The organism is Acanthopleuribacter pedis, from assembly GCF_017377855.1.
Lineage (GTDB): Bacteria > Acidobacteriota > Holophagae > Acanthopleuribacterales > Acanthopleuribacteraceae > Acanthopleuribacter > Acanthopleuribacter pedis.
On record NZ_JAFREP010000004.1, the window covers coordinates 287,066 to 302,006 of the forward strand.

Consider the following 14,941-nt stretch of genomic DNA (forward strand, 5'->3'; position numbering starts at 1 on the left):
GCTCTCTTTCGGGTTTTGGTGAGGGTTCAGGAATAGGATGGTGGGGTTTCAATGATGTCAACATAACCCAAACCGCTTGGAGCACCAAGGCTTTAGCCCGCATTTCTCACAAGGATTCGTCGCGAGAAGCTGAAAGCCTTGTGAGTACGAAGTTTACGACCGAGAGACGGCACAAGCGTAGCAGCGCTACGGTGAAGGGGGCTCGACCAAGTAAAGCGGAAGGCCGCCCCCTCGTAATCGCATGGGTTTCGGCTTCGTAGCAGAACTTCTTGTGAGAAGTGCGGGTTAGGTACGGCTCATCAGGGTTTGCACGGCTTGAATGATGGTGTCGGTGGAAGGGAGAACCTGTTCCTCCAAGGCGCGGCTGTTGGGCAGGACCGGGGCCGTGCAGGCTACCCGTTGGATCGGCGCCTTGAGCTTCCCCCACAGCGCGTCCGTAAGTTGGGCGGCCCATTCGCTGCCGATCCCCCAAGCCCCGGTGCCTTCCTCAGCGATGAGAACGCGGCCGGTACGTGCGCACGCCGCCGCCGTGGCTTCCAGTTGAACCGGGCTCAAGCGGCCCAGGACCAAGACGTTGCTCGCGATTTCCTCGTCGAGCAGCAGCCGCCGCGCCGCTTCCAGGCAGTGATCGGTCATGCCGCCGTAGGTGATCAGGGTGACCTCCTCGTGGGCGAAATCGGTGAGGGACAACTCGGCGTCAACCACATCTTGGCCGTGGCGGCGCACCTGGAAATCGCCGTATCGGGCAACGGTGTCCAGCGGTTCTTGGCCGTACATGATTTTGTTTTCGATGATTAAGCTTGGCTGATCCCGTTGCAAAATGGCGCGCCGGTAAAAGGCCTCAACCGGTTGGAAGCGGTGCAGCGCGGTAACTTCTAGACCGGGGATGCCCACAAAAAACTTTTCCAACGATTGGCTGTGGGTCGGCCCGTAGCCGCGACGACCGCCCATCGGGGTGCGGATCGTGATCGGACAGCCTACCTCTTGGGCGTACATCAAGGGGTACTTGGTGGCGTGGTTGAGGATTTGGTCAAAGGCCAAACCCAAAAAATCGCCGAACATGATTTCGCAGACCGGGCGCATGCCGCGCAGGGCCGCGCCGGTGGCGACGCCGACGATGGCGGCCTCGCTGATCGGTGTGGTGTGGACCCGTTGCGGGAATTGGGTCGACAACCCTTTGGTGACCTTAAAAGCGCCGCCGTAGGGATCGAGCAAATCCTCGCCGATCATCAGGACGCGTTCGTCCTCGCCCATGATGCGGGTCAGCGCGCGGTTGATGTGGTGGACCAGCAGGCGTTCTTGCGGTTTCATGATCCCTCGCTTTCGGCGAGGCGGTTGACGATTTCGGCCAAGCGGTTTTGGTTTGCCTGCTCGATTTCCGTCGCGCGAGTCTCCGGTAATTTGGTGCGGTACAAACGGATCGGGTCGAACGTGCGCCGGGCCTCGATTTCAGCCGGATCGCGGTGGTCGTCGCCTTTGCTGTGGGGTCCCAGGCGGTAGGTGTGCGACACAAAACAGCGCGGGCCTTCGCCGGCGCGGATCTGTTCGAACAAGGGTGCGACGGCCGCGTGGACCGCGTCCGCATCATTGCTCGCCAGGGAAAGCGTGGGGATGCCGAAGGCGCGCGGGCGGGCTTCCAATTCACCGGCCAGTTGCAACCTTGTCGGCGTGGATTGGGCGTAACCGTTGTGTTCGATCACAAACAGGACCGGTAGCGACCACAGCGCGGCCAGGTTCATGGACTCGTAGACCAACCCTTCACCGAGCGTACCGTCACCGAGGAATACCGTCGTGACCGCGCCCGTTTCCGCGTGTTTTTCGGCCAAAGCCGCGCCGACCGCGTTGGCGACGATGCCACCCTGAATGCCGTTGGAGTAAAAGCCGTCACGGCAGAGGTGTTGGCTACCGCCCCAACCGCGACACACACCTTCCTCGCGGCCCATGATCTCGGCCAACAAACCGAAGGCGTCGTCGGTAAAGGCCAAATAATGACCGTGGCAGCGATGGTTGGAAAATACGACGTCGCCACGCCCCATGGACGCGGTGATCCCGACGGCGTTGGCTTCCTGGCCGATGCAGGTATGGGTGGTGCCGCTCAATTTGCCCCAGGAAAATTGTTCCAGGAGATGGGATTCGAATAGACGAATGAACGAGAGTTTTCGAAAAAACTGCTCGGTTTGTTCTTGACTCACCGCTTTCCTACAGGCATATCGGCTTCCATGTGAAACGCTTCGTCGAACAGGCGGCAGCCGCGGCAGAAGGCGATTTCGTTGCGTTCACCGCTGCTGTGCAATTTGCGAATTTTGTTCCAGCCGTCGCCACGCCAGATCTCGGCGATGGAGTTGTGCCACACGTTGCCGAGGTTGGCCTTTGCGTCGTAATCCTGGGGACAGAGCGGCACCGTGCCCATGGCGGTGACGTGCATGGTGGACCAGGGCAACACGCAGGGGTGGAAAATGTCGGCGTATTCGGGCACGTCGTCCCACGCTTTTTGGTTGCCCCAGTTGTGGGGTTTTTTCATGTAAATGCGGTCGTGGGGTAACTTGAGTTCGTCCCAAAAATGGGTCCATCGGGCCAATTCGTCCATCGATTCCTCGTTTTCGAAATCGTGGAAGGAAACGCCGCGCACACGCACAGTCACCTTAGGATTCAACTGGTTGCGTAACTTGAAAAAATTGCGAATGTTGGCGATGACCGCGTCGTAATCCAAACCGACACGCATCTTTTCGTAGCTGGCGCGGTCGATGGAGTCAATCGACATCATCACCTCGTCCAGCCCCGCGTCGAGTAACTCGCGGCTTTTTTCCTCGGTGAGGAAGGAGGCGTTGGTGGACATGGTCACCATGTTGACGCCGGCGTCCTTGAGGCGTTTCACGCGCGGCACGATTTTTTTATCGAGCAGCGGTTCTCCGGCGCGCTGAATCGACACAAATTCGATCCAATCGCTGTAATCGCTCATTTCTTCCGCGATTTTTTCGAACAGTTCGTCCGGCATCAACGGCGTGGATTTGTCCCATTGGTCGACGGCGCAAAACGGGCATTTGGCGTTGCAGACACGAATGGTTTCGATCTGAAAGTATTTGGGGAAATAAAGTGCGTCTTCAATGTTTTCGATGTTAAGGCGCCGGGCGATGTCCTTAAGTTCGGCGTCTAACTGCGCACTGCTACAAGCTTCTTGGGAAAAGATCATCGGGTCCGTCCTTAATTCTTTCCTTTTTCCTCTTATCTGCTCCGCGAGGTGCCAACTTGAGCATGAACCGACAAGCACCATTTTTTCAAATGCTTAAAGGCGCTTTTGCGATTCTGTCATCTGGGTAAGGCGGGAAAAGGCCGCTTTTGCGTGGGGCGGAATGCCTTATGTTCGCCGCTTTTCCGGCCGATAGTTTAGGAAAAGGTAGCCAGGGAGGGCGCGCCGCTGTAACAGCGAGAAGCCCAAGGCATGTCTAACCTGTTAAGATGAGCCATCCTAACTGGAAAAGACCCTTTATTGGAAATCGAAAGCCCCGTGATTTCCCCCCAAATGGATGTGGGAGGCGTTTTTGTGAAAATCGGTGGTGGGAAGCTTTCCCAAAACCCAGAGCATTTTGCGTCATGGCAACAGGGTCACCCTGTCGGCCCCTTAACGATTGAAGTTGGTGCGACTTACGGCTGCAATCACGACTGTTTTCACTGCGGATTTCAGCAGTACAACCCCTACGGAAAGAAACGCAACTTCCTGGATAAGGATGCATTTTTGCGGTTTTTGGTCGATTTTCGCGCGTTGGGCGGGCAGGAAGTTTACTTTGCCGGCAACGGCGAACCCCTGTTGAATCCCCACATGGCGGAATGGGTCAAGGCCGGCAACGAACTCGGCATTGACATGGCGATGAGCAGCAACGGCATTCCGCTGACGCCTAAGAACGCGACCCAGATTTTGCCCCACATGGCATGGATCCGCTTTAGCGTGAACGGCGGCACGGTTGAGGATTATGTTCGGGTCCACAAGTGCAAAGAAAAAGACTTCGATATTCTGTGGAAAAACCTAAAATTCTCCGCGCGGCTCAAAAAAGAACAGAATTTGAAGGTCAATCTGGCGTTGCAATTCATTGTTTACGATTTGGATTGGGACAGCATTGAGCCGATGGTCGAGCGCCATCTTGACGCGGGTACCGATTTGTTGATTTTCCGCAATGTCGGCAAAACGGACGGTTCGCTTTCGGTGATTCCCGACGAGGTCCGCGAACGTTTGAAGAAAGCGGAAGGCTATGATCGGGTTCAGGTCCGTTGGGATACCTTTGCGCCGCCGAAACAAAGTTTGAACTGGACGCAATGTCAGGCGATTCACTTTAAAACCAACATGGACGACCGCGGCAACCTGGTGACCTGTAACCGGAACTTGATTAAAGACAGTGTTTACGGCAATATTCACGAACAAAGTTTTAAAGAGATTTGGTTGGAATCGGTAAAGAAAAAAGAGGTGTTCCAAACCGTGTGCAGCGGTGCCGACATTCCCAACTGCCGTCAGTGGTGTCAGGTTTCTTACGATAACGACACCATCGAAAAAGCCCTAAGTCAGCTTGTTTAAGGAAGTTGTATGATCCATTGGTGGAATATTGATTTGGGTGAAACGGCGGTTGATGCGGTTACCCATGCGATTCGCAACCGCAAAATCAGCCAAGGCACGGTTAGCCAAGCGTTTGAAGAAGCGATGGCGGCGCAACTGGGCGTACCCCACGTGGTGGTCACCACGAGTGGCACCAATGCGCTGATGCTGGCTTTTCTGGCTTGCGGCGTGGGGCCCGGCGACGAGGTGATCCTGCCGGACCGGACTTATATTGCCACCGCCCACGCGGCCATGTTACTGGGTGCCAAGGTGCGGTTGGTGGATGTGCGCGCGGACCGACCGTTAATGGACCCGGCCAATTTGAAGCAGGTGCTGACGCCGAAAACCAAGGTGGTGGTGCCGGTGCATTTGAATGGGCGCGCCGTGGACATGGACGCGGTTAACGCCTTTGCCGCCGAACACGGCTTGATGGTGGTGGAAGATGCGGCCCAAGCGCTGATGTCCCGTGACGGTGCCGGTCGTTTTTTGGGCACGCAATCGCGTTTTGGTTGTTTTTCACTGGGGATGGCCAAGTTGCTGACCACCGGTCAAGGTGGCTTGGTGGTGGTTCACGAACGTGCCGACTACGAACGCCTGCAAAAAATGAAGAACCAAGGCGTATACAACCCCAGTGTCGACAAGGCTTACGAGATGTTGGCGGGCAATTTTAAGTTCACCGACATCCAGGCGGCGATTGGTTTGTCGCAAATGGAGCGGCTCGAAAAGCGCATGGTGAATCAGCGGCGCATCTACGAAACCTACCGCGACGGCCTGGCGGGGGTGGCCTGCCTCGAACAGGTCGCCGTCAACGTGGACCAAGGTGAGTTGCCGTTGCGGGCCGAGTTCTTGTGCCGCGACCGCGAGGGTTTTTTGGCGCGTTTGTTGGAACACGAGATCCAGGCGATTCCTCAAATTCCTTCGCTCCACCTTTCACCGCACCTGCATGCGGTCGGTGATTTTCCCAACTCGATGGTTTACTCCGATCATTTGTTGACCTTGCCGTGCGGCCCGGATCAACCGATAGAACGGGTCGAGAAGGTGGTGGCAAAGCTGCAAACCATCTGCACGGATTTACCGTCTTGGTCGTAAAAAACGTCGCCCTTATCGGCTGGCACGAGGGGCTCGCGGGCCAAGTCCATTCGTGGTTGGCGGAAAGTGGGCCGTACCGCGTAACTTGTTTTGTTCATCCCGAGGATTCGCCGCCGCGGGTGACCTCGGTTGCGCGCGACGCGTCTCAATTCGACTATCCCACCGAAAACAGCTTTAAAGGCTTGCCGTTGGTTTGCCGGGCGGATTGGCCCGAGGTATTGCGGCACGATGGGATTCACCATGTATTGGTGACCTTGGACGATGCGCTTGAACGTCTGGCCGCGTTGAAGCAGGCCCAAGCGGCGGGGCTGACCTTAATTAATGCAATCCATCCCAGCGTGCGGCTGATGGCGGACGCCCTACTTGGCGAAAACGTGATCCTGCACGCCGGGGTCCACGTGGGTTACCGTGCTGAAATTCGCAACGGTGCCTTTCTCAATACCAACGCCCAGGTCGACCACCACGATGTCATAGAAACCTGTGCCACCATCGATCCCGGCGTGGTTCTGGCCGGCAACGTGACGGTGGGTGCGGGCGCGCGGGTCCACACCGGCGCGGTGGTGAAAAACCGAATTCGCATCGGCGCGGGTTCCATCATCGGCGCCGGCGCGGTGGTGATTCGCGACATTCCCGCGGGCGTGACGGCGGTGGGGGTTCCCGCCGAAATCATCAAAACGAAAGCGGGGAATTGACAGCGCCAAGATCCGTCATCTAGCCCGCATTTCTCCCAAGGTTTTCAGCTGCTCGTGACGAATCCTTGTGAGAATTGCGGGTTAGACGATATTCCGCGCAAGGAAAAGCCTTGTTGCTCGCCGAGATGGCGCGGGTGCTATATTTTTTCGGAGCTGCGCCGTGATCGACGGGATGGTCCTTGTCAACAGGCCATTTAAAAGAGACGGCACCACGATTACGAATCGGTGTGGGGTTTCACCACGTAACGGGGCGTCTCGCGATAGGGCAGGGATGCGATGGTTAGGCCCAGTGGTCCGAAAAACTCGTCCGCGGCTTGGGTTTCGCCGGGGAAGACGCCGTAGTCGTCGAGGAGTAAGATACCGCCGGGTTCCAGACGCGGCCACAGGTATTCGAGGATGATCTGGGCCGGTTCGTAAATATCTGTATCGAGATTAATGAGGGCGATCATTTGGTCGGGGTTGGCGCTGCACCAAGCGGGTAGGGTGTGCAAAATATCACCTGCGACCAGGGCGATGTTTTGGTCGATCCCTTTGTGACGCAATACCTGGTGTAATTGGTCAACACCGATGCTTTGGTCGCCGGCTTCGTCGATAAAACCTTGGCGTTTGGCCTGATCGGCCTCAAATTGGGTTTCGGGAAACAGGTCAAAGGTGTCAAAACCGATGATGGGCCGGGCCGCGTTTTGATCCAGCAAGTGACGCAAGGTCGCCAGGCCAATGAGCGAGGTGCCTTTGAAAACGCCACATTCAACCACGGCTCCCTTGAGGTGTTGGATCTTGCGGAATAAATCCGCGTGGGCAAGGAACTTCGCGAAGCGTGAGGGGTGCGCGGAGAGGTAGAAGTTGTTTTCGTAATCAAAGGCGCGCTGAAAGTCGGGAAGTTGGATCATGGCAAACTCGGCGGTGATGATTTAGGAATGGGCGCGGTAGGTGGCGGCCAGTTGATCGACGATGGTGGTCGCCGGAGTAAAGGGCGCATGGTAAAAACGGCGCAGAAACGTGTTGCACATGCTGGTGTTTTTGGGGCGAACCGGGCCCGCCTGCAAGTCATCGAGGGAAATGGGTTCAACCAAACCTGGATCGGCGCCGAAACGCGCGGTGACCTGTTGTGCCAATTGGTGGCGGCTGATGGGTTGGTCGCCACAGACGTGGACGATGCCGGTAACGCCTGAGGTTTGAAGGGTTTGGATCACGGAAATGAGATCACCGATGTAGAGCGGGCAAAAGATTTGGTCAACCGCCGCGCGGATGCTTTGTCCGCGAGCAAGGGTTGCAACCATTTCGTCAAGCAAACTCCCGTCGCCGGCCACCGCGGCGTAAATTTTGCTGAGACGAAGCACCGTCGCCGCGCCGCCCGTGATCGCCAAGACCGCTTCTTCCGCCGCCCGTTTTTGCCGTCCATAGGCTGTGATCGGATGGGTTGGGTCGTCCTCGCGATAATTGCCTTTTCGCCCGTCGAAAACGTAATCGGTCGAAATAAAAATCGGGCGAATGCCCCGTTGCCACAGCCAACGAACACAGCGCTCAATGCCCGTGACATTCACGCGGTGGGATCCCTCGGGATCGTTTTCGCAGACGTTTACCCGCGAAATCGCGGCCATCAGCACCGCTTCGCGAACGGTGTCGCCGAGCTGATCGAGGTGGTCGGGTGGGGTTTGAACGAGATCGTAGGCGAGCAGGGCGTCGCCGTCGCCGGTGCGGGTCGTGCCGCGATGAAGGGGCGAGCGTTGGTGATAAGCTTGCCATAAAGCGCTGCCAATGAATCCTTTGGCGCCGATGATGACGGTGGGTGGCGGAGCCGGCATGGTGGACCTTTCCGGGACAACAAAAAATTGCATAGGGATCGGGGGCAAAAACCAAACGAGGTGGAATGGCTTTATCTTAACCGATTCTTGTTGCGGCCGGCAGCTTTCATGAACCCCTAGCCGGCTCTGTTGCCGCGGTCCCTTGGCCGCAAACCCTTTTGGGGCAAATGCTTGATTTCTTTTTTGCCAAGGCGCTTGGGTTACCTGTCGTCGCTGTTCCTCGTCCGCCGACTTTGCTATGATTGGCCCAATTTCCGAGCATAGGTTTGAACCGCACCACCCGGCGGGTGTCCCCAACCGGGTTCCGCATCCGCCGCTGGATTGCTGTTTCGCGCGCGATGCCGACCGCTGCCGAACCCACGTGATTCCGACGCGAGGTGAATCCCCGATGAATGCCACGTCCACCGCTGCCGCACAAGGCAAAGAAGTCCTGCAAATCCATTCCGTGACCGAGTGTTCCCCTGGGATTTTGTGTTTTTCGGATGAGTTTCAGCACCGTCTGGGGTTTTTGACCGATGAAACGGGGGAAACCCGTTTTGTCGGTGGGGAAGGGACCGAACCGGGTCAGTTCCGCTACCCGAGCGGGCTCGCCTTTTGGCAAGAGCGGCTTTACGTGAGCGATACCTGGAACCATCGTGTCCAAGTATTGACGCTTGACGGCACGCCGGTGACCGCTTTCGGTAGCTACGGCCCGGAGAGGGCCCAGTTCGATTGCCCCTTGGATTTGGCGGTAGCCCCGGACGGCGACCACCTTTGGGTACTGGATTCCGGCAACCATGCCGTCAAAATATTTAACCGCGACCATGAATTGGAGGACGTGCTCGATCAAAACAACCTGGACCTGGCGCCGCCGCGTTTGGGTGCCGCCCTGGCGATGAAAGCCAACCCGGAGGAAAAGAAACCCGCTTTACACTATCCCCGTCGTTTGTTGCTTGACCGCAACCGCTGGTTGGTTCTCGACAACCACGGCGGGTCGCTGATCCAGGAGAGGCGTGCCTCGGCGCGGTTTACCAATTTGTACAGTTGCTACCTAAAACCGCTAAAACTGTTTGATTCGCACGGTTTGTTTTACTACAGCGTCGACCACAGTTTGGTCGTGCTTGATTTTAGCGGGGCGGTTCATGTGACCGTGCAAGTTTTGCCCGAGGATACCGTCGCGGTGTTTCGCCGCGGTGACGGCCTTTACCGTTGTGACAACACCTTAAGTATCCACCCCCAACCCGTACCCGAATTAAGCGATATCGTTGCGGCGGTGCCCGTCGATCCACAAAACAAACGCGCCCTGGTTCGTTTACTGGGCGATGGACCGCAAGCGCTTTTGCATGACCGGGATTGTTCGCCCGCGCAGCGCGCGTTTTTCCAGCGTTTGGATCGCGGTGTTTTGGCCGCTGAAGACCTCGCCCTGGTTCGCGAGACCATGAACGCCTGTTTGCGCGGGATCGATCAGGCATTGGCCGCGCTTCAAGCGTGCCCCGTGGCTTACCTGCCGCACATCCGTTACTATGGGCCGATGTCCGAATGGATCGCGCCGGACCAAAACATCAAGAAGAGTTACCTAACCTATTCTGCCGCCAAAATCTTTGCCGATCTTGAAAACCAAATCGCCGCCTTGGCCGAGCTGGTGACCGCACTCCCCAAGGAAGTAGGCGACGAAACCGCGCTGGGTTTCCTGGGTGAGGCTTGGGCCGTGCTGATCCAAAGCGGTGAGCGGGTATTTACCGTAAAAAAAGACGCCTTGGTCGCCGTGTACGATCTGATTAAAGAGGAACTCGGCGGGGTGTCCACGGCTGTGGCGCTCAAGGCCTCGCTCCAATCCGATTTTTGGTTGGCGCAGTCGGACGTAGCCCACCAGCAGGATGCGATCATAATGGCCGCCGATCAAGTGCTGGCCGCTTTCGAGCGTTTGTTGACGGCGATTTCCCAACGACCCGGCTTGGAAAACCTTCCGGCGGATTGGCCCGCCTCGGCAGAAATCGCGGTGTCGCGCCACCAAGCCTTTGCGCTGAGCAACTTTTACTTTAAGGCCGCCCGTGAAAATGAACCGGTGCTGCAGGCCTTTGACCCGACGCATCCCGAAACCGCCTTTACCCCGGCCTGCCTGCCTTATTATGCCGCGGCGGTTTGGGCCGGCTCCGTGGAAAGCTGGACCGTGGATCAGGTGGAGCGCGCCCGCGCGCGGGTTTGCTCGGTGGCCGCCGGCAATTTGGTATTTTTAGCGCAACAAGTTTATTTTCAGCCGCAAGCGCTCGTGTTGCGGGAATTCTTTTTGCTTCCTTCCCGCTTCTCGGTTCACGGTATCGGATCCTTTTTGGCCCGGTGCGGGCAAACGGACCTGCTCGATACGGTGGTCGCATTCCGCGAGGAGCCTTTCTTCGCCAACCGCAAAACCCATGAGCTGGAAATGGCCGGTGTTGAGACGGTGTTGGGTCGTTTTCCCAGCGCCAAATCCTGGCTCGCTAAGTGGATTTCGGACGGCAGCGCCAAGGTTGCCCTCCTCCATTTCGCCTTTTTGGAGGCGGCGGCCGGTGAACAGGCCGCCGCCGAGACGCGCTTTGCGGCTTTGAGCGAGGATCCGGCTTACCCTTTGTTTTACGGGCGGGCCGCGCCGTTCCTCGGCAAAATCGATGAGGCAGTCGCCGTCATTGAAGCCCGCTGCACGGACTTTTCCCTGGACCTGTTTTTGGTTTACAACGGGTTACTTAACCTGAACGGCGCGGCCGAAAAGGCCCTGCAATTCCAAGCCACCCAAGCGGATCAGCCGGAATGGAGTCGGCATTGGGTCGCGGCCAACAGTTTCTGGGCCTTGGGGCGCCTGGACGAAGCATTGGCTCGCTTGCAAGCCTTGCCACGGGGTACCGCTGCCTGTTTGGATACCCACCACGTTGCCTTGCTTCGCGCGAACGGCGACGAAACCGGCGCGGCCCAACACGCGCTTGTCGCGCTGAAGGACCGTCCCGGCGACATGCTGATGCAGCTTCAGCAGATGATGACCTGGCTCAAGGCCGGCGACGACACGGCGGCCGAACAGCTTCGCGCCGCCACGCGGGCATGGTTGTTTACCCGCGAGGGTGTCCTGCACGGCAAAGATCCCGATTTCTTTCCCATGCTGCGGCGAATGGTCGCTGCTGAAGGGACGGCCCGAACCTGGGGTGCGGATCTCGCCGCCGACGCCGTCGCCCTTCATCTCAACCTGGTCCATCCTTTCTTCCGATTGACTTAATCCGTTTTTTGCCGGCCACATGCCGAAAAGGAGCCTGTCTTTGAAACCTCTCTTCTTTCTCGCGGACCAGGGACACGACGATTTGCCGCCGTTGGTGATTGCCGAAATCGGCATTAACCACGAGGGTGAACTCAACAAGGCACTTCAGATGGTTGACGACGCCGCCGCCGCCGGCTGTAACTGCGTCAAGTTCCAATGCCATGTGATCGAAGATGAAATGATCCCCAATGAGGTGGTGCCGGGTAACGCGGACGAATCCATTTGGGAGATCATGAAACGCTGCGCCTTGAGTGAAGCGGAGGAAATTCGCCTGAAAAACTATGTGGAAGAAAAAGGTCTTTTCTACCTGTCGACCCCGTTTTCACGGGCCGCCGCCGACCGCCTCCACAAGATGGGCGTGCAGGCTTTTAAAATTGGCTCGGGTGAATGCAACAACTATCCCCTGATCGAACATATTGCCGCGATGGGGAAACCTATCATCCTCAGCACGGGCATGAACGATTTGGCGTCCATCGAACCCGCGGTTGCGATGTTACGTGCCGCCAAGGTGCCTTTTGCCCTCATGCAGTGCACCTCGATGTATCCGACCCCTTATGAAAAAGTTCGTCTGGGCGGCGTTTCCGAGCTGGCGCAAGCTTTCCCCGATGCGGTGCTGGGCCTCAGCGATCACTCCTTGGGTATTTATACTTGCCTGGCGGCGATTCCCCTTGGCGCCCGTATCCTGGAAAAACACTTCACCTCCGACAAATCTTGGCCGGGGCCGGATGTACCGATTTCCATTGATCCCGGCGAACTGAACCAATTGGTCGTGGGCTCGGAGGCCGTGTGGCGTGCCTTGGGCGGCGGCAAGGACATTTTGCCGGAAGAGCAGCCGACTATTGATTTTGCTTACGCCTGCGTGGTTTCGATTCGTCCGATTGAGGCGGGCGAAACCCTGTCCAAGGACAATATTTGGTGCAAACGGCCGGGCACGGGTCAGATCTTGGCCAAAGATTTTGATTCCTTGTTGGGCAAAACCACGCGGCAGGCGATTCCCAACAACACCGCCTTAACCTGGGACATGTTCGAATAATTCAGGCGTCCCAAAAAAAAGGCCACGCTTCATGCGTGGCCCTGGTTGTTCGGTAAAGGGTGCTGGGTTAAAACGGTTTGCCGTCGTTTACCGGAATGGCGTAGCCACTTTCTTTGGTGCTGAGGGCCTTGCCCCAGAAACCGTGGGCGACCAGTGCGATGGTGTCGTCGTCGGAACCGCGGTTGACCCATTCAATCACGGCGTAACCGTACTCCTCAGTAGTCGAGGTAATGATGATGTTGGCGGTGGTGTTGGCGGCGATAGAAAGGTTGCTGTTGATCCAGTTGTTTTGCGTAATGGTTGAGGTCGCGACGGTACCGTCTTTTTTGTAAAAAGTGACGGTGACATCGACATCGTTGCCGGCAATATTGGAAATATAAAGTGCGGTAACTTGGGACGTATGGCTGTACCACATGGGGACAATCGCTTTGCCGCTGCCGGCAAAAGCGGAAAAAACACTGCTGAGCACAAAAAGTAAAGACATGATTTTGAAAGTTTTCAAGATAGACCTTCCTTATTTAGTCACGGACATTTCCTGGGCCGATTTGTTCGGCTTGAATAAAATTACAACACGGAAGGGGCTTTTGGAAGTCAAAAGTTCGTTAAAAAATCGTACTATTCCGGTTTTTTGTTTTGTTTAGCCTCGATGGAGAAATGCTTAATTTGGGAATGCTTCAAGGGGAAGGTCTTGAAATGTTTTCTGTTTAGGGGTCTGCCAAAACGTGTCTTTGTTTAAGGCTTTGGCAAAAAGGTCCGCGCTGTTGCCGTCGCCAAAATGAAAGCTACCGGGCCGGTGGGGTGGATGTTTGGTGAGGTAACCCAGGATTTGATCCTTGTCTTCCGGGACGTTGGTGATGGATTCGGTGGTGGCGCGTGCGCTTTGGCGGGTGCCGATGTTCAGTGTGGGTACCCCGTAAACCGGGGCCTCACGAATACCCGCGCTGGAGTTCCCGACAATGGCTTTGGCGTGTTTGAGCAGGACGAGAAAGTATTCGAACCGCAACGAACTGTAGAGCTTGAGATTGGGGTTGTCCTTAAGGTGGTCAAGTTCTGTGAAAATGATTTCGGAACCCGCGTCGTTGTTGGGGTAAATCACGATGAACTTTTGTTGTGAGGCGACCACGGCCGACAACACCGCCTCGAGGTTGGCGGGCAGTTGTTCCAACTCGGTGGTGACCGGGTGGTACATGAAGATGAAGTATTCGGAAAAGGGGATTTCGTAGCGGTTTTTCGCTTGTTCCAGGCTGGGCAAATGCTCCGAAAGCATGACGTCGATATCGGGCGAGCCAATCACGTGGATCGATGCTTCCCGCTCGCCCAGTTGCAACAGCCGTTGTTTGGCTTCCTCGTTGGCGACGAAATGCAAATGCGCCATTTTACTGACCGCGTGGCGGATGGAATCGTCGATGGTCCCGCTGCGTTCGCCGCCTTCGATGTGGGCGACAAGTACGTTGTTGAGCGCGCCGACCAGGGCGCAGGCAATGGCCTCAATGCGATCACCGTGGATCACAATCAGATCGGCCGGGTATTCGCGCAGGTAATGGGCGAAGCCTTGCACCGTGTTGGCCAGCACCGTGTCCATCGCAGAACCGCCGTCGGCGAACTGGTTGATGTGCAGGAAGATGTTGGCAAACCCGGCTTTTTTGATTTCGTTAACCGTGTTGCCGTAGCGGCGCAGGGCGTGCATGCCGGTTGCAAAAATAAAACATTCGAAGGTGGGAGACTGGTCGATGCGTTCGATCAACGGTTTGAGTTTGCCGAAATCGGCGCGGGTCCCGGTTACAAAACAAATGCGTTTGGCCATATGGTTGGTGATCTCCCCGTGGGTTGGTATCAAAAGCAGCCGGGACCGCGACCGATCCCGGCAATGCCCTTAGTCGAAGCGACGGTTTGCCTGCCAAAGTTGCAGATGGCCGGCGCCAAAATGCCGAGGCTGGTGACGATCACCGCGACCACGGGTCCGTAGATTATGCCGAAACCTATGCTTTTGAGGTTTTCGGTGTTGGAAAAGACGATGGTGTCCGCCAGAAGCACCCCGGTCAAACCTTCACCGCCGACCAGGCCCGAGGCGAACAAGGTACCTTGCTCACGGCGGCGTTCGCTTTCCTCTTCTTTTTGCTTTCGGCATACCAGGTGACGAACTAAACCACCGGCGAACACGGCCGCCCTGGTGCTTAGCGGCAGGTAGACGCCGACCGCGCTTTTCATCGTTATACGAACAAGCAAGCAATGGGAACCATGCAACGCTGATGGGTAAATACGCGCCAGATGTCTAAAGGGCGATTGCTTTGTATAGAAATTTTCGGGAATAAGGGCGCCCGTTTGCCCGATCTGGATTCCCTCATGCAGCGGCCTTTGATTTGGCGTAAAATGCCGTGGGCGCTTGGGAGAGCGGCGTTCCGTAAGGGCTGTCGCTTAGCCTAGCATGTGGCGTGCGGCCCCGGCGGCTGTTTTTAATTCGCGGTTGGCCTCCAATTTGCA

The 14,941-nt window shown here is 56.9% G+C and carries 13 protein-coding genes; 5 read left to right on the top strand and 8 right to left on the bottom strand.

What is annotated here, in order from left to right; translation table 11 throughout:
• Positions 1-285 precede the first annotated feature (285 nt).
• Genes J3U88_RS05975 through J3U88_RS05985 form a run of 3 tightly spaced genes read right to left on the bottom strand, consistent with a single transcriptional unit; the run spans position 286 to position 3,190 of the window.
• A complete protein-coding gene (locus J3U88_RS05975; RefSeq protein ID WP_207857547.1) occupies positions 286-1,311 on the bottom strand; it encodes an alpha-ketoacid dehydrogenase subunit beta in 1,026 nt (341 codons plus the stop codon).
• Positions 1,308-2,192 carry a thiamine pyrophosphate-dependent enzyme gene (locus J3U88_RS05980; RefSeq protein ID WP_207857549.1) on the bottom strand — a complete coding sequence of 295 codons (885 nt, stop codon included), beginning with the start codon at positions 2,190-2,192 and terminating at the stop codon, positions 1,308-1,310. The genes J3U88_RS05975 and J3U88_RS05980 overlap by 4 nt, the downstream gene beginning before the upstream one ends.
• Positions 2,189-3,190, bottom strand: a complete 1,002-nt coding sequence (locus J3U88_RS05985) for a radical SAM/SPASM domain-containing protein (RefSeq protein WP_207857551.1) — start codon at positions 3,188-3,190, stop codon at positions 2,189-2,191. Before J3U88_RS05985 ends, J3U88_RS05980 begins: the two co-directional genes overlap by 4 nt.
• 351 nt (positions 3,191-3,541) lie before the next feature.
• On the opposite strand from J3U88_RS05985, the gene J3U88_RS05990 reads away from it, so the two are divergent.
• The 3 genes from J3U88_RS05990 to J3U88_RS06000 are packed head-to-tail and all read left to right on the top strand — an operon-like array spanning position 3,542 to position 6,363.
• Entirely contained in the window at positions 3,542-4,564 is a 1,023-nt protein-coding gene (locus J3U88_RS05990) for a radical SAM protein (protein ID WP_207857553.1), read from the top strand.
• A gap of 9 nt (positions 4,565-4,573) precedes the next feature.
• Positions 4,574-5,671 (top strand): DegT/DnrJ/EryC1/StrS family aminotransferase, encoded by a 1,098-nt coding sequence (locus J3U88_RS05995; RefSeq protein ID WP_207857555.1) that lies wholly within the window; start codon positions 4,574-4,576, stop codon positions 5,669-5,671.
• The gene (locus tag J3U88_RS06000) at positions 5,662-6,363 is read left to right on the top strand and encodes an acetyltransferase (protein WP_207857557.1); all 702 of its coding nucleotides are present in this window, start codon (positions 5,662-5,664) and stop codon (positions 6,361-6,363) included. Before J3U88_RS05995 ends, J3U88_RS06000 begins: the two co-directional genes overlap by 10 nt.
• 215 nt (positions 6,364-6,578) lie before the next feature.
• On the opposite strand, the gene J3U88_RS06005 is transcribed toward J3U88_RS06000, so the two are convergent.
• Positions 6,579-7,253: a TylF/MycF/NovP-related O-methyltransferase gene (locus J3U88_RS06005; RefSeq protein WP_207857559.1), complete on the bottom strand. Its 675-nt coding sequence runs from the start codon at positions 7,251-7,253 to the stop codon at positions 6,579-6,581.
• 21 nt (positions 7,254-7,274) lie between these two features.
• Entirely contained in the window at positions 7,275-8,168 is an 894-nt protein-coding gene (locus J3U88_RS06010; RefSeq protein WP_207857561.1) for an SDR family oxidoreductase, read from the bottom strand.
• A 388-nt stretch (positions 8,169-8,556) separates the two neighbouring features.
• Between J3U88_RS06010 and J3U88_RS06015 the strand changes: the two genes are divergently transcribed.
• Positions 8,557-11,388: an NHL repeat-containing protein gene (locus J3U88_RS06015; protein WP_207857563.1), complete on the top strand. Its 2,832-nt coding sequence runs from the start codon at positions 8,557-8,559 to the stop codon at positions 11,386-11,388.
• 40 nt (positions 11,389-11,428) lie between these two features.
• Positions 11,429-12,460, top strand: a complete 1,032-nt coding sequence (locus J3U88_RS06020) for an N-acetylneuraminate synthase family protein (protein WP_243435803.1) — start codon at positions 11,429-11,431, stop codon at positions 12,458-12,460.
• Between the two features lie 67 nt (positions 12,461-12,527).
• Here J3U88_RS06020 and J3U88_RS06025 read toward each other — a convergent pair whose 3' ends face one another.
• The 3 genes from J3U88_RS06025 to J3U88_RS06035 form a co-directional block, all read right to left on the bottom strand.
• Positions 12,528-12,962: a hypothetical protein gene (locus J3U88_RS06025; RefSeq protein WP_207857567.1), complete on the bottom strand. Its 435-nt coding sequence runs from the start codon at positions 12,960-12,962 to the stop codon at positions 12,528-12,530.
• Between the two features lie 156 nt (positions 12,963-13,118).
• Positions 13,119-14,264 carry a UDP-N-acetylglucosamine 2-epimerase gene (neuC, locus tag J3U88_RS06030; protein ID WP_207857569.1) on the bottom strand — a complete coding sequence of 382 codons (1,146 nt, stop codon included), beginning with the start codon at positions 14,262-14,264 and terminating at the stop codon, positions 13,119-13,121.
• Between the two features lie 29 nt (positions 14,265-14,293).
• Positions 14,294-14,686, bottom strand: a complete 393-nt coding sequence (locus J3U88_RS06035; RefSeq protein WP_207857570.1) for an OPT/YSL family transporter — start codon at positions 14,684-14,686, stop codon at positions 14,294-14,296.
• Positions 14,687-14,941: the final 255 nt, after the last annotated feature.